This window comes from Bacteroides acidifaciens (assembly GCF_024623065.1).
GTDB classification, from domain to species: Bacteria; Bacteroidota; Bacteroidia; order Bacteroidales; family Bacteroidaceae; genus Bacteroides; species Bacteroides acidifaciens.
Map to the genome: position 1 here is coordinate 1 of NZ_JANJZR010000016.1, position 20251 is coordinate 20251.

Consider the following 20251-nt stretch of genomic DNA (forward strand, 5'->3'; position numbering starts at 1 on the left):
CTTCTACCATGTTTTTATAAACCGGAATGTTAAAACAAAAATATTTTCTTGCGGGCATTTTTATTTTATCGGCTGAAGAACAGCCGATAAAATTGTCGTGGCGGAAAATAGAATGATTACCAAAATGTGAAGCTGAAGTCCGCTATTTAGAAGAGCAACTTCTTTTTCGTCAAAGAATAGGACTGGCTGTCAAAATAGTAGGTGTTTCGTTGGGAATGTCTACTATGGGGACTACTTCTTTATATGGACAAAAGGTGGGAGAAGATAGTTTGAAGAACAATTGTACTATGCTTCCACAAGTAGAGGTTGTAGGACGGAAGACTGTTAAGAAAGTTTCGATTGTTGCTGGAGGAATTGTTCTTGTTTCACAAGATAGACATTCTGTTTCTGTAGAAGGAATAGTAATGGATAAATGCGGTCATCCGATAATAGGAGCAGAAATTGTTGAAAAAGGAACTGCTCATAGGACGCTTTCTGACCTCAATGGGCGATTCATCCTTCAAATATCCGGAAAGAGAGCAGTTTTGAAGGTTAATTACCCCGGTATGAAAACGAAGAGTGTGAGAGTAAGGAAGAGAAAGGTCAAGGATATAAAAGTCGTGTTGCATAAGAGTCGCAGAGTATGGGACGAAATACTATAAAAACAATTAGGATATGAATTTAGTATTATTGAATTTTGTTTGGAGCGGTGTCCTTATAGGAGAAAGCTTTATCCGTTCTTTCCGACTATGCTCATTACTTGGATTCTGATGTTTGCCGGAAGTTTCGGGCTTGAATACTTGACCGTGAGATGGATCTTTAAAGATAAGAGCCGGGCAGTGATGTGGGCGATACTTAGTGGAAATGTTTTGAGCTATTGCTTCATTGTAATTTCTTTGCTTGTTAAATACTGGATTAAATAAAAGTTTGAAAGTTATGGCTGTATTCTATCTTATTTCCGTTTTATCCATATTAATAGTGTTTATTGTGCCTTGCATTATTGGTACTAGATATATGATAAAAAAACAAATAGCATGGCACATTCAGATTCTTTGGTTATTATTGATTGTATTGACTAGTTATGGTGGGCTTGTAGTTTGTATGCTTTATAACAAGGATATCTGATAGTTCTTTCCTCAAAAAGACAATTTTTTATATGTTGAATGATTTTTGTACGGTTTTGACGCATTTTAGGACGTTTCTGTCCTAAAAAGGATGCATCTTTGTTTCTTGAATAATAACCACGAAAAACTGTATAATTAATGAACTTTAGAAAAATTTCTTTTTGGGTATTAAGCTGTGTTTTCAGTATTAGCATGGCAGGATGTAAATCAGGTAAGAGTAACAATCAGAATGAAGCAATTACCGATAGTGTATGGACAAAGTCAAAGGTTATTGAGACTATTAAGAAAGTAAATGACTATTGGCAGGCGGAGAATCCGGAACCGGCATTTGCCTTTTGGCATCCGGCTGCTTATCATACCGGAAATATTGCAGCTTATGAAGTAACCGGTAATGAGACTTACAAGAAGTATTCGGAAGCATGGGCTGAAAAGAACCAATGGAAGGGAGCTACTTCTGATGATAAATCTAAGTGGAAATATAATTATGGTGAAACGATGGAACATGTTCTCTTCGGAGATTGGCAGATCTGTTTCCAGACTTATATTGACTTGTATAACATGGACCGTGAGCCGGCAGAGTATAAAATAGCCCGTGCCAAGGAAGTGATGGAATATGAAATGTCAACTCCCAATAATGACTATTGGTGGTGGGCAGACGGATTGTATATGGTAATGCCGGTGATGACCAAACTTTATAAGGTTACAGGTAATCAGCAATATTTGGATAAACTCTATGAGTACTTTACTTATGCTAAAAATCTCATGTATGATGAGGAGAGTGCCCTGTTTTATCGCGATGGAAAATACATCTACCCGAAACATAAGACAAATCAAGGATTGAAAGACTTTTGGTCTAGGGGTAACGGTTGGGTGTTTGCTGGTTTGGCTAAAGTTTTGCAGGACCTGCCCGAAAATGATGCACATCGTGCTGAATATATTACCATATACCAGGCTATGGCTAAATCATTGGCTACTGCACAACAGGAAGAGGGATACTGGACTCGTAGTTTGTTGGATCCGGTGCAGGCTCCGGGACGTGAAACAAGTGGGACAGCTTTCTTTACCTATGGGTATCTTTGGGGTGTGAATAATGGATTTTTGGATAAATCAACTTATGAACCTGTTATAAAACAAGGTTGGAAATACTTGACTGAAATAGCCTTGCAACCCAATGGAAAGATAGGCTATGTACAACCAATCGGTGAAAGAGCAGACCAACATAAGAATGTAGGACCGGAGACGACTGCGGACTTTGGGGTAGGAGCTTTCCTGTTGGCGGGTTCTGAAATGGTGAAATATCTGAATAATTAAAATTGTTTTTTATATTTGAATGTAATGATGAAAAATAAAAATATCCTGGTCTTTATTTTATTGTGTGTGTTCAGTACAGTAACTTATGCTAAAAAGGGGAAGGTAGAAAAGGAAATCAGTGACCGTGAATATTGGGCACAGATGGCATATAAGATTGCTGCTCCTGTATTGAGTAATATGAGCAAAGGGGAGTTGAAGAAAAATATGCAGGTAGAGATCAGTCCAACATGGGATGGACGCAGTAAGGATGTGACCTACATGGAGTGTTTCGGGCGTCTGATGTCTGGTATTGCTCCCTGGCTTTCTTTGCCGGATGATGATACGGAAGAAGGTAAAACGCGCAAGCAATTGCGTGAATGGGCTTTGAAGAGTTATGCGCATGCTGTTGACCCGGATAGCCCTGATTATCTTTTATGGAGAAATGAAGGGCAACCTTTGGTAGATGCGGCTTATATTGCCAGTAGCTTTCTTCGTGCTAAAAAGCAGCTTTGGGAACCATTGGATGAAGTGACAAAACAACGTTATATTAAAGAATTTCAGTTATTGCGTCGGATTGATCCGCCATACACAAATTGGCTATTGTTTTCAGCTATGATTGAATCTTTTTTGATGGAAGCCGATGCACAATACGATTTGTTCCGTATTCATACAGCTGTTCGAAAAGTAGAAGAGTGGTATGTAGGTGATGGCTGGTATTCGGATGGAGAAACTTTTGCATTCGATTACTATAATAGTTATGTGATTCAACCTATGTTTGTACAAGTAATGCAGACTGTCAACGATCATAAAGTAATATTGCATGACCGTAGTTTGGAGATGCAAAAGAAAACAGAAGATTTGGCTAAGAAACGCATGCAGCGTTTCGGAATGATTTTGGAACGTTTTATATCTCCTGAAGCATCTTTTCCGGTATTCGGTCGTTCGATGACTTATCGTTTGGGAGTTTTTCAGCCATTGTCAATGCTTTGCTGGAAAGAAATGCTGCCCGAAGAACTTCCGGAAGGCCAGGTACGTAATGCTTTAACTTGCGTCATGAAACGTTTGTTTGCTGTTGATGGTAATTTCAATGAGAAAGGATTTTTGCAATTAGGCTTTGCGGGGCATCAGACCGGTTTGGCGGACTGGTATAGTAATAATGGAAGTATGTATATTACATCAGAAGTATTTCTACCATTAGGACTTCCTGCCAATCATTCCTTTTGGACCGCAAAACCTCAAGACTGGACCTCTAAAAAGGCGTGGAGTGGACATGAATTTCCAAAGGATCATGCAATACATTATTAAATGAAGAAATTTTTATTTACTATAGGACTGTTGGTTGTCTCTTTTGCAACTCTGTGGGGACAATTCAAATATGTGAAAGTGGATGCGCCATTTTCAATGAAGCCAATAAAAGAGTTTATATATCCTGATCAAGATTTCTCCATTGTAAATTATGGTGCTGTAAAAGGAGGAGAGGCGGATGTTTCTGATGCAATTGCGGGTGCTATAGCTGCTTGTAATCAGGCAGGAGGCGGGAGAGTAGTTATACCTGAAGGAGAATGGTTGACCGGACCAATCCATCTCAAGAGTAATGTAAACTTGTATTTGGCTGAAGGGGCGGTACTACGTTTACGGATAATCCTTCTCATTATTTGCCAGCCGTAATGACGTCTTGGGAGGGGATGGAATGTTATAACAATTCACCTTTGATTTATGCTCTTGAGTGCAAGAATGTGGCTATTACAGGAACAGGTCTGTTAAGTCCGAAGATGGATTGTTGGAAGAAGTGGTTTGCCCGTCCTAAGGCTCACATGGATGCACTTAGAAAGTTGTATACGATGGCATCCAAAGATGTACCTGTTGAAAAACGACAGATGGCGGTAGGTGAGAACCATCTTCGTCCGCATCTGATACATTTTAATCGTTGCGAGAATGTACTGCTTGATAGTTTTAAGATTCGTGAAAGCCCCTTTTGGACGATTCATATGTATATGTGCAATGGCGGGATAGTACGTAATCTGGATGTTAAAGCGCATGGACACAATAATGACGGTATTGATTTGGAGATGACTCGTAATTTTTTAGTGGAGGATTGTACCTTTGACCAAGGTGATGATGCGGTGGTGATTAAGGCCGGTCGTAATCGTGACGCCTGGAGATTAAACACTCCGACTGAAAATATTGTAATTCGTAATTGTAATATTTTGGAAGGGCATACTTTATTAGGAATTGGCAGTGAAATTTCAGGTGGTATTCGTAATGTGTATATGCATGATTGTAAAGCACCACAATCTGTACGACGACTTTTCTTTGTGAAGACAAATCATAGACGAGGAGCGTTTATTGAAAATATTCACATGGAAAATATAAGAACCGGACATGTACAACGTGTGCTGGAAATAGATACAGATGTGCTCTATCAGTGGAGGGAGCTTGTTCCTACTTATGAAGAACGTATTACTCGTATTGATGGCATTTATTTGAAAAATGTGATTTGTGATTCCGCTGATGCGATATATGAGTTAAAGGGGGACGCAAAATTGCCTGTCAAAAATGTAGTTATTCAAGACGTACATGTGGATAAGGTGAACGATTTTGTGAAAAAAGTCCATAACGTTAAGAACGTAAAGGAGGATAATGTGACATACGGTTTATTACACTAACTAACCTTTATTATATATGTTGGTCCCGTCAATACTGTAAAATGTATTGGCGGGATTTTTTTATAATGAATAAAAAAATCGCTGTTAAAAAGTAAGATTTAAACTATATTGAATGAATATTGTCCTGTTTTGACCGATTTGAAGACCTTTGTATAAAAAGAATATCTCATCTTTGCAATGCATTTAGTTTTCAATAGGTAATAGTTTTAGTTTTTAGGTAACACATTGATTGGTTTGCAAATTCGCTGTCGGTCTGAATGGAAACATTGACCGATGGTGGATTTATTTGGAAATAGTATTGTATCATGAAAACAATAGATTAAAAAATGAAGAAACCTTTATTGTATTTGCTTATTTTATTAGTGACTGTTTTCAGCACTTCCTGTTCCCAATCTTCGAAAGAGACATTTGAAATAGGGGACAAGACATTTTTACTTAACGGAAAACCGTTTGTGGTAAAAGCAGCCGAAATTCATTATCCCCGTATACCAAAAGAGTATTGGGAGCATCGTATCAAAATGTGTAAGGCATTAGGTATGAATACCATTTGTCTTTATGTCTTTTGGAATTTTCATGAGCCGGAGGAGGGAAAATATGACTTTACCGGTCAAAAAGATATTGCGGCTTTCTGTCGGCTGGCGCAGGAAAACGGAATGTACGTGATCGTTCGTCCCGGACCGTATGTTTGTGCAGAGTGGGAGATGGGTGGATTACCTTGGTGGTTGTTGAAGAAGAAGGACATCAAGCTTCGTGAACAAGATCCGTATTATATGGAGCGGGTGAAATTATTCATGAACGAAGTGGGTAAACAGCTTACTGATCTTCAGATTAGTAAAGGTGGTAATATCATTATGGTACAAGTTGAGAATGAATATGGATCATTCGGGATAGACAAGCCATACATTGCTGAAATACGTGATATTGTAAAACAGGCAGGTTTCACAGGAGTTCCTTTATTCCAATGTGACTGGAATTCGAACTTTGAGAATAATGCATTGGATGATTTGCTTTGGACAATCAATTTTGGTACAGGAGCCAATATTGACGATCAATTTAAGCGTTTGCAGGAACTTCGTCCCGATATACCGTTGATGTGTAGTGAGTTTTGGTCCGGATGGTTTGACCATTGGGGAGCGAAGCATGAGACACGCAGTGCGGAGGATTTGGTAAAAGGAATGAAAGAAATGCTTGACCGAAATATTTCATTTAGTTTGTATATGACCCATGGAGGTACTAGTTTCGGGCATTGGGGAGGAGCAAATTTCCCTAATTTCTCTCCGACGTGTACGTCTTATGATTATGATGCACCCATCAATGAATCAGGAAAAGTCACTCCCAAATATTTTGAGGTACGCAATTTGTTAAGTAACTATTTACCCGAAGGTGAGTCATTGCCGGAAGTTCCGGATTCTATTCCGACTATTGCCATTCCTTCATTTAAATTGAATGAAGTGGCGATACTGTTTGATAATCTGCCGGAGCCAAAGATTAGTGAAAACATTCAGTCAATGGAGGCGTTCGATCAGGGATGGGGAAGTATTTTGTACCGGACTACACTGCCGGCATCTAAAGAAGAACAGACGTTGACAATCACAGAGGCTCATGACTGGGCACAGGTTTTCTTGGATGGTAAGAAATTAGCTACATTAAGTCGTTTAAAAGGTGAAGGTACGGTTATTCTTCCTCCAATGAAAGAAGGGGCCCAGCTGGATATTTTGGTAGAAGCAATGGGGCGTATGAATTTTGGTAAAGGCATTTATGATTGGAAGGGTATCACTGAAAAAGTGGAAGTCCAGTCGAATAACGGTGTTATTACTTCATTAAAGAACTGGAAAGTTTATAATATCCCGGTTGATTATGCTTTTGCGCAAAATAAGGAATTTATGAAGCAGGATAATCCCCTAAAATATCCTGCCTACTATCGAGGGACCCTTATGTTGGACAAAACAGGTGATACTTTCCTGGATATGACTAACTGGAGTAAAGGGATGGTCTGGGTGAATGGTTATGCTATTGGACGTTACTGGGAAATAGGACCACAACAAACCTTATATGTGCCGGGATGTTGGTTGAAGAAAGGTGAGAACGAAGTGATTATATTGGATATGGCTGGACCTGTACAACCGGAAACGGCAGGCTTGCAACAACCTATTCTCGATAATTTACGCGTTCATGGTGCTGCCTATGCACATCGTAAAGTAGGTGAGAACTTGGACTTGAGCGGAGAAACGCCCGTTTATAAAGGTGCTTTCAAGGCGGGTAATGGTTGGCAACATGTGAAGTTTGGAAAAGAGGTGGAAACACGTTTCTTCTGTCTGGAAGCATTGAATGCACATGATGGGAAAGATTTTGCAGCCATTGCGGAATTGGAGTTACTGGGAGCTGATGGTAAGCCCTTGTCACGCCAACATTGGAAAGTTGTTTATGCAGATAGTGAGGAAACGGAAGAAGCGAATAATATTGCAACGAATGTGTTCGACTTGCAGGAATCTACCTTTTGGCACACAAGCTATTCTTCGGCTGCCAAACATAAATTCCCGCATCAGATTGTGATTAATCTCGGTGAAGATAAGGTAGTAACCGGATTTTCATATTTGCCGAGAGCAGAAGCCGGTAAGACAGGCATGATTAAAGATTATCGGGTATATCTGAAAATGACACCCTTTAAAATCTAAAGGGAATAATAAGATAATTGTATGTCTATGATGTACACTGAAGACATTTAAGTCATAAGGTTAATTATTAAGTTTGTTCATTAAGTTATAGAGAAGTAAAAGAATAACTTTCACGTGAGTGACGGTTTTTCTTTTACTTCTCTTTTTTGCTTGACCGATATTGTCTGGGTAATTAGAAGTAATATCCTAAATTCACAAAGCAACTTCCTTTGTCCGTCTGGTTGGAATATCCCAATGATATTTCCAACGGTCCGAAGATACTGTCCATTCCATATCCTGCGCTGATACCGAATAATTGTTTGCCTTTCAATATATCGAAGAAATTACTATACGTCAGCCCGTAGTTACCCGTCAGTGTGAGGTAATGAATGGCTCCCATACGTTGCCTGAACTTAACAGACGTGATCATAATGGTGTTATCCATCAATTCCAGGTTGGTAACCCCGGCAAACGGTAATTGCTGTGGAATATAAAAACCGGGTACGTCACCACCAATCGCGTTTTGCAGCGGATAAGGAAAATCTCTTCCAATCAGGATACGTCCGTAAATGGAGGGGATGACTGCGAAACGGCGGGTGATAGGAATGACGCTTGCCCATGAAGCACTTAATGCGGAGAATGGGGCATGGTCGTTGTATTGCGCCATGTTATCCGTATAGAGTGAATAGGCGGCTTTGAAGTCACTACCTTTGGCGGGGAAATACCCCTTGTCATAAGTATTATACTGTACCTGCGCAAAATAACTTAGAAAATGTTCCGATTCTACTTTCAGATCGGAGATTTCAGGTTTCTTGAACAGGAAATCCTTATACTTATAATATTCGAAACGAAGTCCTAGCCCGAAGCGGAAGTTCTTGTACCATACATCAGAGAAACCGAATTCGGCTAAATGATATTTATAAGTAGTGTTATAGGCGCGGTTGCCTTCCTCGTATATGTTGATATCATTGTATTGAAACATGTACGAGAAGTTGAAATTACGCTGTTGTATCGGTTCGAGAGTATAGTCTATACGGGCGGCATATCGTTTCCCCAGTCGTCCGGTGAGGGACAGGCGGGAAGGAATGTGGGTTTTGAGATCTGCCGTTGCGTTGAGTAGCAGAGACGCTATTTCTTCCGAATCGAAACGGATTCCCAGGTTGATTCTTCTCTCATATTTCTCTTGCAGCAGGAAGTTGAGCTGATAACCTTCGGGAGTGTCCGTCAATGTATAACTGGCACTGGAATAAGACTGGCTTCCGCGTAGCTGGAACAAAGCTTGTTCTATCTGTTGGGTGGAGATATTGCTGTTTTCTTTCAGGTTACACTTCTTCATTAGCCATTTCTTGTCATCGGCTTCTACACCAGTGAACGAAATATCCGTCACGTAGATAGTGCGTACATTGGATAAGGAAGAGTAGGGGCCGTGTTGTTTGGGGGTATAATCATCCGGTATTCCTATCTCCTTTTTCAGTGCAAGCAGGGACTTCCATTGTGCCCTTGCAGCTTCTTCGCCTCTTCGCATCAACGTGTCAATGGCAGCGGGAGTGAAACTGGCGGAAGAATAGCCATCTACATTCACACGGATGTAGGTATCTGTGAGATTTACATTCTTTTCATGGTTTGCCTGACAGGTAATATCCACAATCTGTCCTAGAATATCAGGGACACTATTTAGCTTGTCTGCCGGTTTCAAGGCGTTTTGTACATCTATTCCGATAATAATATCGGCTCCCATCGCTTTTGCGACATCTGCCGGGTAATTGTTGACAATACCACCGTCTACCAACACCATGTTATCTTGTCGCACCGGAGTGAATGCGCCGGGAATCGCCATGCTGGCACGCATGGCAGTAGAAAGTATCCCGTTCCGGAATATGATTTGCTTTCCGTTTACGATATCAGCCGCTACACAGGCAAAAGGTATAGGAAGTTTATTGAAGTCAATAGAGTCGTGATACCCCATTGTCAGATCCGAGAATAAGTTGGCAAGGTTCTGTCCTTTCATGAGTCCTCCCGAAGCTGCATCTTTAGGAGTTTTGGTGAAAGGGATGGATATGACGAATTTTTCAGAGCGCTCACGCTCGGTCAGTGACATGGCGCTTCGTTTGACACGGTCACTGAGCAGGAATGTCCAGTTTTGTTTCCGTACCATACTGTCCAGTTGCTCCGGCGTGTAGCCGATGGCGTATAGACCACCTACTATAGCACCCATACTGGTTCCTGCTATATAATCAATGGGGATGCCAGCTTCCTCAATCACTTTCAATGCTTTGATGTGCGCCATTCCTTTGGCGCCGCCACCACTTAAAACCACTCCCACCTTTTTGCGTTGCTCCTGAGAATGCAAAGAAAAAGGAAATAAGATGCAGATTGATAAAACCAATGTTGAAAAGATTTGTTTTTTCATTAGGACACAGTCTAGTGTTATTTATTATAGTACAAATGTAAGGCATAATTTGTTTAGTTGTTGAAATGGAAAGTAGAAAAAATGTTCTAAAAGTCGGAATTGTGGATTATTTCTACACCATACAGTGGATTTCCACACTTTCTGCAAAACGAAAGAATATCTAATGCTTTGATTTTAAGCAAATAATGCAGGTGACGCATTTTTGGTATATGAGTTGTAAATAAGGATATAGAACAAACATAAGTTAAATTAAATAATAAGATTCGATATGAGATTATTCTTTTCGAAAAATGAGTTGAAACTGAGGAGAAAGAGAACCATTGCTGCTATTATGTGTATGGTAATTGTGTTGGGTATGTATTGGATACTGACCCGGCCTCAGAAGGTTGCGCCGGAAATGCCGACAGTCATTGTTGAACCGGTAGTGAAAGACGACGTAGAGATATATGGGGAATATGTGGGGCGTATTCGTGCCCAACAGTTCGTCGAAGTACGTGCCCGTGTGGAAGGTTATCTGGAAAATATGCTTTTTGCCGAAGGTACATATGTCAATAAGAATCAGGTTTTGTTTGTAATCAATCAGGATCAGTATCGTGCCAAAGCAGATAAAGCTAGGGCGCAATTGAAAAAAGACGAGGCACAGGCTTTGAAAGCGGAACGTGATTTAAAGCGTATCCGTCCGTTGTTTGAGCAGAATGCTGCAAGCCAGTTGGACTTGGATAATGCGGAAGCTGCTTATGAAAGTGCCGAGGCAACAGTAGCCATGAGCGAGGCGGATTTGGCACAGGCTGAACTGGAATTGGGGTATACCATTGTTCGTTCGCCCTTATCGGGACACATTAGTGAAAGAAATGTGGACTTGGGTACGTTAGTAGGTCCCGGAGGAAAATCATTGCTTGCTACTATTGTGAAAAGTGATACAGTGTTGGTGGATTTCAGTATGACAGCACTCGATTATCTGAAGAGTAAAGAACGAAACATTAATTTGGGACTACAGGACCCCACTCGTTCCTGGCAGCCGAATATTACCATTACATTGGCAGATAATACCGTTTATCCGTTCAAGGGATATGTGGATTTTGCCGAACCGCAGGTCGATCCTCAAACCGGAACTTTCTCTGTACGTGCAGAAATGCCGAACCCCAAACAAGTATTGTTGCCCGGACAATTTACAAAAGTAAAATTATTGCTGGATGTTCGTGAGGGTGCACTAGTTGTTCCGATGAAAGCCGTTACCATTGAAAAAGGTGGAGCATATATTTATACCATGCGCAAAGATAATACGGTAGAGAAACGTTTTATCGAGTTAGGACCGGAAGTCGGGAATAATGTGGTGGTAGAACGAGGGCTGGCAGAAGGAGAAATGGTGGTTGCAGAAGGCTTCCATAAGTTGACTCCGGGCATGAAAGTACGGGTCAGCGAACCGAAAACCGAAGCTGGAGACAGTATTATTACGACAAAAAATGAAGTGACCGGAGTAAAAGAAAACATTGCCGGAACGAAGGATAACGTGAAAGGAGAATAAACGATGAAAGTTACTTTTTTTATAGATAGGCCGGTCTTCTCGGCTGTAATCTCCATCGTGATTGTGATTGTCGGTGTGATTGGTCTGACAATGCTTCCGGTGGACCAATATCCGCAGATTACACCCCCGGTGGTGAAGATCAGTGCTTCCTATCCGGGTGCCAGCGCACTTACCGTGTCGCAGGCGGTAGCCACTCCAATTGAGCAGGAAATCAATGGTACGCCGGGTATGCTTTATATGGAATCAAACAGTTCTAACTCCGGAGGTTTTTCGGCAACGGTCACTTTTGATGTATCTGCCGATCCGGACTTGGCAGCCGTTGAGATTCAAAACCGTGTGAAACTGGCGGAATCCCGTCTGCCGGCGGAAGTCATTCAGAATGGTATTTCGGTAGAAAAACAGGCTCCCAGTCAGTTGATGACGCTTTGTTTGACTTCTACTGATCCGAAGTTCGACGAAATTTATTTGAGTAACTTTGCTACTATCAATGTGCTTGATGTGATTCGCCGTATTCCGGGGGTTGGACGTGTGTCGAACATCGGTAGCCGTTACTATGCGATGCAGATATGGGCGCAGCCCGATAAACTGGCAAACTTCGGGTTGACTGTGCAGGATTTGCAGAATGCCTTGAAAGACCAGAACCGTGAATCGGCAGCCGGTGTATTGGGACAGCAGCCGGTGCAGGGGTTGGATATAACGATTCCTATTACGACTCAAGGACGTTTGTCTACCGTGGGGCAGTTTGAAGATATCGTAGTGCGTGCCAATGCCAACGGGTCTATCATCCGGTTGAAAGACGTGGCGCGTGTATCGTTAGAGGCCTCTTCTTATAATACGGAGAGTGGTATCAACGGTGAGAATGCTGCTGTGCTTGGCATTTATATGCTGCCGGGAGCAAATGCGATGGAAGTGGCCGAGAGGGTAAAAGAGGCTATGGATGAAATTAGTAAGAATTTCCCGGAAGGATTGAGTTATGAGATTCCGTTCGATATGACGACTTATATTTCCGAATCTATACATGAAGTATATAAGACGTTGTTTGAAGCGTTGGTATTGGTTGTGTTGGTGGTTTATCTATCCTTGCAGAGCTGGCGTGCGACGTTGATTCCGGTAGTAGCAGTACCTATTTCATTGATCGGTACTTTCGGATTCATGTTGATTTTCGGTTTCTCGCTCAATATACTGACATTGCTCGGATTGATTCTTGCCATCGGTATTGTGGTGGATGATGCGATTGTGGTGGTGGAAGGCGTGGAACATATCATGGAAACGGAAAAACTGAGTCCATACGAAGCAACGAAGAAAGCGATGAACGGACTTGCCAGTGCTTTGATTGCTACTTCGTTGGTATTGGCGGCGGTGTTTGTTCCGGTTAGTTTCCTAAGCGGGATTACGGGACAGTTGTACCGCCAGTTTACGGTGACGATTGTAGTGTCCGTACTTATCTCTACGGTAGTGGCTCTGACATTGAGCCCAGTGATGTGTTCATTGATTTTGAAGCCGAATAATGGAAAGAAAAAGAATATCGTTTTCCGGAAAATTAATGAATGGTTGGGCATCGGTAGCAATAAATATGTAGCTGCCGTGGCTCGTACAATCAAACATCCCCGCCGGGTTTTGAGTGCTTTTGGTATGGTTTTGATTGCTATTATGCTGATTCACCGGATTATTCCGACCAGTTTCTTGCCTGTGGAAGATCAGGGATATTTCAAGATTGAATTGGAACTGCCGGAGGGAGCTACTTTGGAACGTACCCGTATCGTAACAGAACGTGCCATTGCTTATTTGGAAAAGAATCCATATATTGAATATATACAGAACGTAACGGGAAGTAGTCCGCGTATCGGAAGTAACCAGGGACGTGCTGAACTGACGGTAATTCTGAAACCTTGGGAAGAGCGGAAGAACACCACTATTGAGAAGATTATGGATACGGTGGAAAAACATTTGAGTGAATATCCCGAATGTAAAGTCTACCTGTCCACTCCTCCGGTTATTCCGGGGCTGGGTAGCTCGGGAGGTTTTGAAATGCAATTGGAAGCCCGTGGAGAAGCCACTTTCGATAATTTGGTAGACGCGGCAGATACATTGATGTACTACGCATCCAAACGCAAGGAATTAGCCGGACTGTCATCTTCCTTGCAATCGGAAATACCGCAACTCTATTTCGATGTAGACCGTGACAAAGTAAAGATGCTGGGCGTGCCACTGGCTGATGTGTTCTCTACCATGAAAGCTTATACCGGTTCGGTGTATGTGAACGACTTTAATATGTTCAACCGTATATATAAGGTTTACATTCAGGCGGAAGCTCCTTACCGGGAACATAAGGATAATATCAATCTGTTCTTCGTGAAAGCCTCCAATGGAGCGATGGTACCGTTGACTTCTTTAGGAAATGCCTCCTATACCACAGGACCGGGAAGTATTAAACGTTTCAATATGTTTACTACAGCCGTAATTCGTGGAGCAGCTGCACAGGGATATAGTTCCGGACAAGCGATGGAAATCATGGAGCAGATAGCCCGTGACCATCTTCCCGATAATATCGGTCTTGAATGGAGTGGTCTTTCTTATCAGGAGAAACAGGCGGGAGGTCAGACAGGTATGGTGATGGCATTGGTGTTCCTATTCGTATTCCTCTTCCTTGCTGCGCAATACGAAAGTTGGACAGTACCTATTGCCGTGTTGCTCTCTTTACCTGTTGCCGCTTTGGGAGCTTATCTGGGAGTCTGGGTTTGCGGATTGGAGAACGATGTCTATTTCCAGATTGGTCTGGTAATGTTGGTGGGACTTGCTGCCAAGAATGCGATTTTGATTGTAGAGTTTGCAAAAGTACAGGTCGATAAAGGTGAAGACTTGGTGCAGTCGGCTATCTACGCAGCCAAATTGCGTTTCCGTCCGATTCTGATGACCTCTCTCGCATTCGTACTTGGTATGCTTCCGATGGTATTGGCAAGTGGTCCCGGGTCGGCAAGCCGGCAGGCAATCGGTACAGGTGTATTTTTCGGAATGATATTTGCCATTGTGTTTGGTATCATTCTTGTGCCGTTCTTCTTTGTGATGGTATATAAAACAAAGTCGAAAATCTTAAAATATAAGAAATCATGAAACGAAAGAAACTATATATTGCCGTTTTATTACTGGCAGGAGTCTTGACTTCCTGCAAGATAGGAAAAAGCTATGTCCGTCCCGACCTTCATCTGCCCGATAGCTTGGCGCAGCATCAGGATTCTGTCAGCTTCGGCGACCAGGATTGGCGGGACATATACACGGATGCAACCTTACAGAACTTGATAGAACGTGCACTGGATCATAATAAGGATATGTTGATTGCCGCTGCCCGTGTACAGGAAATGGCTGCGCAGAAACGAATCTCTACTGCGGCACTGCTACCGGATATTAAAGGGAAGGTGACTGCAGAACGTGAATTGGAGAATCATGGGGGAGATGCCTTTAAAAAGTCGGAAACCTTTGAAGCTCAGTTTTTGGTCTCATGGGAACTCGATCTTTGGGGAAATCTGCGTTGGGCGCGTTCCGCCAGTATTGCCGAATACCTGCAATCCATAGAAGCGCAACGGGCACTTAGGATGACGATTGTAGCCGAGGTGGCACAGGCTTATTATGAATTGGTGGCTTTGGATACGGAACTGGATATTGTAAAACAAACATTAAAAGCCCGTGAAGAAGGAGTCCGCCTGGCACGCATCCGTTTTGAAGGGGGATTGACTTCGGAGACTTCTTACCGTCAGTCACAAGTGGAATTGGCACGTACGGCAACATTGGTGCCGGACTTGGAACGTAAAATCTCTTTGAAAGAAAACGATATTGCTTTTCTTGCAGGGGAGTATCCTAACAAGATAGCCCGTTCCCGCTTGCTTCGGGAGTTCAATTCTCCCCAAACGCTACCGGTAGGTTTACCGTCCACTTTGTTGGAACGTCGTCCCGATATCCGTCAGGCGGAACAGAAATTGATTGCCGCCAATGCGAAAGTAGGAGTGGCTTATACGAATATGTTCCCACGTCTGGCACTGACCGGTGGTTTCGGTACGGAGAGCACTTCTCTGTCCAGCCTTTTGAAATCTCCCTATGCTGTTATGGAAGGAGCTCTGCTGACTCCTATCTTTGGTTGGGGGAAGAACCGTGCGGCACTGAAAGCGAAGAAAGCGGCTTATGAAGCCGAAGTACACAATTATGAGAAATCCGTATTGCAAGCCTTTAAGGAGACACGTAACGCAATTGTTAATTTCAACAAGATAAAAGAAGTGTATGAACTTCGTGCCAACCTTGAACGTTCGGCGAAGAGCTATATGGACCTTGCGCAACTTCAATACATCAACGGTGTCATCAATTATCTGGATGTGTTGGATGCCCAACGTGGATACTTTGACGCACAGATAGGTCTGAGCAATGCGATTCGTGACGAGTTGATTACTGTCGTACAACTTTATAAAGCGCTTGGCGGTGGTTGGAAACAATAGCTTTTGACTTGTTTTTTTGAGGGAATAATGCAGTGATGTGCTTTTGGGCTATCACTGCATTATATGTTTAGAAAGGGGGAAACGACAGTAGCCTTACGTAGAAACTGTTAACAGTTGAACTTTTGGCTATTAACGAAAAACTTCCTTCCTATTAAGTGTAAACTTCCTTCGGATAGGAAGGAAACTTTTTTTTCATTCGATGAAAACTATAAATGAAGGCTTTGATTATATAATTGCAAGTTGCGTTTTTATAATCAAAGCCTTTGTTTTTATAAACGAAGCTTGCAATTATAGATTATAATTAATGAAAAATATGTTTATATGCTGATAATAATAAGTTTACAATTAATGAAAGAGAACTTTTCTATTAATGGAAGAGAAGTTGGCTGTTAAGACCCTGTTCTTCATCTTTTGCCCGACACTGTTTGGAGATTTGCTTTCGAGTATATTTTCTGTTTATGTGAGGAACATTATAATTTTATCCTATCTTTACCTCGCTTCTTCCGGTGTGCTATTGAGCATCAAATATAGAAAAAGCAAAAAGTGTTTATCCAGTATTTATCTAAAAGCAAAGACTGTTTCTGAATAATGATGAAAAATGTAAGTTTAATATTGGGGTTAGTTATTGTTTGTGCATGTACTTCTACCGACAGAAGTTTTTCGGATGGCATGGAAGTCATTCCGGTGAAGGTGGACCACCCTACCAAAGACCCCGCCTCTTTCCTTGAAAAAATAGAACTTGTACCGTTAGAAACCAACGATTCGTCTTTGACTTCTATCGGTAGTAAAGTGGTGTATGATAAAGAAGACAACCTTTTTGCGATTTTCTCTAAATCCGCTGTATATACCTTTACGGGAGAAGGACGATATATAGGCAATTCAAAGAAACGGATAGGGCAAGGCCCGCAAGAGTATAGCTTTGTGGTGGATATGAATTACAATCCTTATCTGAAAGGAATCGACTTCTTGAACCCTTACGGAACGGTCTACACTTACAGCCCTGCATTTGAGTTCATCTCTCAAAGGAAATTTCAACCGGAATCCGTAGTCAATCATTTGATGGCTTTGGATGCTGACCATGATATTTTTCTTCCGGGTGAATTTTCGGAAGTGCTGTTTGCCGATAGGAAGACACGGCAGATTACTCCTATACCTTACGAAGGAACGATATCTGGTGGAAACGGGTTGTCGTCTCAAAACAATCTTTTCCATATAGGCGATGACGCTTATTTTGTTCCTTCCGGATTGAACTATTATTTATACCGGATAGATGCGAAAGAGAAAAAGTTGGTTCCTATTATCTATCTTGATTTCGGCAAGTATGAAGTGAAGGAAGAAGACCTGTCCGGTAGTGCGGGGGGCAAGCGGACAGATTCCGATGAAATGAGAAGGAAACTTTCGGAGGATGTACAGGTAAGAAGGAAGTATGTAAAATCCAATTGTGTAGTACCCATGCTGAAACTGTTCAGTGATGAATATGTGTATGTTTATTTCGTAAAGAAGAATATGGGAATGGGTAGTCATTTTATTTATAACAGAAAGAAGCGGAAAAGTGCCTTGTTGGAGGAAGAAGCGCCCTTTTCCATGTATCCGGGTTTTGCCTTGGCGGATAATGTGCTGTTTGCTCTTTGTGAGCCGGATTGGATAGAACGGGTGACTGACCGCAAATTGATGTCGGCAGAGGAAATCCGTAAGATGGAAGAGTTGAAAGAAGACGACAATCCGGTAGTCGTGAAATATTATTTGAAGTAGGGGTCTAAATATGTAAATAGCGTTCACTCGCTCCCTTTTTCTTTTTTCCCGTATTGTGTTCTGTCTTCCGCTGCCATCTGCATCCTCTCCTCGGTAGGTTGTGAGCGGAAAGCTACCGTCTTTGGAACAGGGGCGGGTGGAGCAAGCCGTTTCTTTAACTGTGTGTTGCGCCGGAGCACCTTCATGTTTTGTATGGCGTATGCAAGCGCTTTGGCTTGCCCCACAAGTACACATATCTTCTTGGCTCTGGTGATGCCTGTATATATGAGGTTGCGCTGAAGCATCACATAATGTGTCATCAATACCGGCATGACCACGATGGGGTATTCCGAGCCCTGCGACTTATGGATGGTAGTGGCGTATGCAAGTGTCAGCTCATCCAGTTCCGATGCTTCGTATTCTGTTATCTGTCCGTCGAAGTCGACAGTCAATGTGCGCTCTTCTGTGTCCACAGCAAGCACATACCCCAAGTCACCGTTATATACATCTTTGTCGTAGTTGTTGCGCAGTTGCATCACCCGGTCGCCTTGTTTGTAGGTATATCCGCCCCGGTTCAGGAAGGCGGTGTTGTTGTTTAAAGTCTGTTGCAAGACCATATTCAGGTTGGCAGCACCTACAACACCGCGTTGCATGGGAGTGAGCACCTGTATGTTGGCGGTGTCTTGATGGTAAGCCTTGGGCAGTCGGTCGCGCACTAACGAGACGATGGTCTGCGCCACCAGCTCGGGGTCCTCTTGTTTGATGAAGAAGAAGTCAGTTTGCTGTCCGTTGCTTATGTCCGGAAAACGTCCTTGGTTGATGGCATGTGCGCTCATAACGATACGGCTCGATTGTGCCTGACGGAAGATGCGTGTCAATCTCACTACCGGGATGGCCCCCGAATCAATGATGTCGCGTAACACATTGCCTGCCCCGACACTGGGCAACTGGTCGATGTCTCCCACCAGTACCAGGCGCATGGTGGTGGGCAGTGCCTTTGTGAGGTTATTCATCAGTATGATGTCAATCATCGAACACTCGTCCACTATCAGTGCATCGCCTTCCAAAGGATTCTCATCGTTGCGCTTGTAGCCGTCCTGCGGGTTGTACTCCAACAGTCGGTGGATGGTCTTCGCTTGCATTCCCGTGGCTTCGCTCATTCGCTTGGCGGCACGCCCTGTGGGAGCGGCAAGGAGGATGCGCATACCCGCCGATTGCAGGGCAGCTATGATGGCTTTGGTCGTAGTGGTTTTACCTGTACCGGGACCGCCTGTGAGCACCATCACCTTCGAAGCGATTGCCTGGCGGATGGCTTCCACTTGTACTTCGTCATATTCGATGCCGGTTTCCTTTTGGAGCTTGTCAAGATTGAAACGTGCGCTGAAAAGAGTATTGCCTTCCTCGGCATGGACCAGCGCGTTCAGCCGATTGGCTGTTCCGCACTCGGCATAGTAGAAGGGTGGCAGATAGATAGCCGTGTCGTCAAGCATCAAATCTTCAGTTTCTATGGCTTCGTTCATAGCCGTGCGTATACATTCCTCGTCTGCCTCAAGCATTTGTTTGGCAGTGCCGATGAGTTGTTGCTCTTCCGCATAACAGTGCCCCTCGTCGGCAAGTTGGTTGAGTGCGTAGATGAGTCCGCTGCGCAGCCGCCGTTTGTCATTTATCTCATAATCCATCTTCCGGGCAATGCTGTCGGCAGTTTTGAAGCCGATGCCCCAAATGTCGTCAGCCAGCCGATAAGGATTGTCTTTCACCTTGTTGATACTTTCCTTACCATACTGTCGGTAGATTTTTGCCGCGTATGCTGTACTCACTCCAAAGCCTTGCAGAAAGAGCATCACATTCTTGATGTCCTTTTGCTTCTCCCAACTCTCACGTATTTTCTCCACTCTTTTCTTGCCGATGCCGGGCACCTCGAAGAGTCGTTCGATGTCGGTCTCAATCACTTCAATAGTGTCTGTGCCAAACTGGTTTACGATGAGTTTGGCAAACTTCGGACCGATGCCTTTCACCAGTCCGCTCCCTAAGTATTTCTCTATGCCATAGGCGGTGGCGGGCATCACCTCCTTCCAAGTCTTGCATTGAAACTGTTGTCCGTAGCGTTTGTCCACCTTCCATTCACCCTCGCACAGCAACACCGAGCCTGCCGGTACTTCCAGCAGGTTGCCAACCAAAGTGACAAGGTCGTTATATCCTTTTACCTTGACTTTCATTACCGAATATCCGTTTTCGGCATTCTGATATGTGATGCGTTCTACCACGCAGCGAAGTTTGGTCACTGATCCGTCGTTGATGCCTTGCTTGGTCATACTTTTGTACAGTTTTGGGAAATCAGCTGCAAAGGTATTCTATTTTCCTGAGAAATACTTATGCTTGAGTGAGAAAACA

General features: G+C 43.0%; 10 protein-coding genes and 1 pseudogene. 9 read left to right on the forward strand and 2 right to left on the reverse strand.

Going from position 1 to position 20251, the window contains the following annotated elements:
* Window positions 1-287: 287 nt before the first annotated feature.
* The 5 genes and pseudogenes from NSB03_RS06895 to NSB03_RS06915 all read left to right on the forward strand — a co-directional run bounded on the left by NSB03_RS06895 (window position 288) and on the right by NSB03_RS06915 (window position 7734).
* Window positions 288-641, forward strand: a complete 354-nt coding sequence (locus NSB03_RS06895) for a carboxypeptidase-like regulatory domain-containing protein (RefSeq protein ID WP_228099354.1) — start codon at window positions 288-290, stop codon at window positions 639-641.
* Window positions 642-1241: 600 nt separating this feature from the next.
* Window positions 1242-2414: a glycoside hydrolase family 88/105 protein gene (locus NSB03_RS06900; RefSeq protein ID WP_135036096.1), complete on the forward strand. Its 1173-nt coding sequence runs from the start codon at window positions 1242-1244 to the stop codon at window positions 2412-2414.
* A 27-nt stretch (window positions 2415-2441) separates the two neighbouring features.
* Complete coding sequence (locus NSB03_RS06905) at window positions 2442-3698, forward strand: DUF2264 domain-containing protein (protein ID WP_167521122.1); 1257 nt, start codon at window positions 2442-2444, stop codon at window positions 3696-3698.
* Window positions 3699-5059, forward strand: a pseudogene (locus NSB03_RS06910) (alpha-d-galacturonidase).
* Window positions 5060-5385: 326 nt separating this feature from the next.
* The gene (locus tag NSB03_RS06915) at window positions 5386-7734 is read left to right on the forward strand and encodes a beta-galactosidase (protein WP_024986621.1); all 2349 of its coding nucleotides are present in this window, start codon (window positions 5386-5388) and stop codon (window positions 7732-7734) included.
* A gap of 172 nt (window positions 7735-7906) precedes the next feature.
* Here the strand turns inward: NSB03_RS06915 and NSB03_RS06920 are convergent, their stop codons facing one another.
* Window positions 7907-10123 (reverse strand): patatin-like phospholipase family protein, encoded by a 2217-nt coding sequence (locus NSB03_RS06920; protein ID WP_024986622.1) that lies wholly within the window; start codon window positions 10121-10123, stop codon window positions 7907-7909.
* Window positions 10124-10391: 268 nt separating this feature from the next.
* Between NSB03_RS06920 and NSB03_RS06925 the strand changes: the two genes are divergently transcribed.
* The 4 genes from NSB03_RS06925 to NSB03_RS06940 all read left to right on the forward strand — a co-directional run bounded on the left by NSB03_RS06925 (window position 10392) and on the right by NSB03_RS06940 (window position 17881).
* Window positions 10392-11648 carry an efflux RND transporter periplasmic adaptor subunit gene (locus NSB03_RS06925; RefSeq protein ID WP_024986623.1) on the forward strand — a complete coding sequence of 419 codons (1257 nt, stop codon included), beginning with the start codon at window positions 10392-10394 and terminating at the stop codon, window positions 11646-11648.
* A gap of 3 nt (window positions 11649-11651) precedes the next feature.
* Window positions 11652-14759 (forward strand): efflux RND transporter permease subunit, encoded by a 3108-nt coding sequence (locus tag NSB03_RS06930; RefSeq protein WP_024986624.1) that lies wholly within the window; start codon window positions 11652-11654, stop codon window positions 14757-14759.
* The gene (locus tag NSB03_RS06935; RefSeq protein ID WP_121765282.1) at window positions 14756-16129 is read left to right on the forward strand and encodes an efflux transporter outer membrane subunit; all 1374 of its coding nucleotides are present in this window, start codon (window positions 14756-14758) and stop codon (window positions 16127-16129) included. Before NSB03_RS06930 ends, NSB03_RS06935 begins: the two co-directional genes overlap by 4 nt.
* 588 nt (window positions 16130-16717) lie before the next feature.
* A complete protein-coding gene (locus tag NSB03_RS06940; RefSeq protein ID WP_306816287.1) occupies window positions 16718-17881 on the forward strand; it encodes a DUF4934 domain-containing protein in 1164 nt (387 codons plus the stop codon).
* A 23-nt stretch (window positions 17882-17904) separates the two neighbouring features.
* Here NSB03_RS06940 and recD2 read toward each other — a convergent pair whose 3' ends face one another.
* On the reverse strand, window positions 17905-20142 hold the full coding sequence (gene recD2 / locus NSB03_RS06945) for an SF1B family DNA helicase RecD2 (protein ID WP_024986626.1): 2238 nt from the start codon (window positions 20140-20142) through the stop codon (window positions 17905-17907).
* Window positions 20143-20251: the final 109 nt, after the last annotated feature.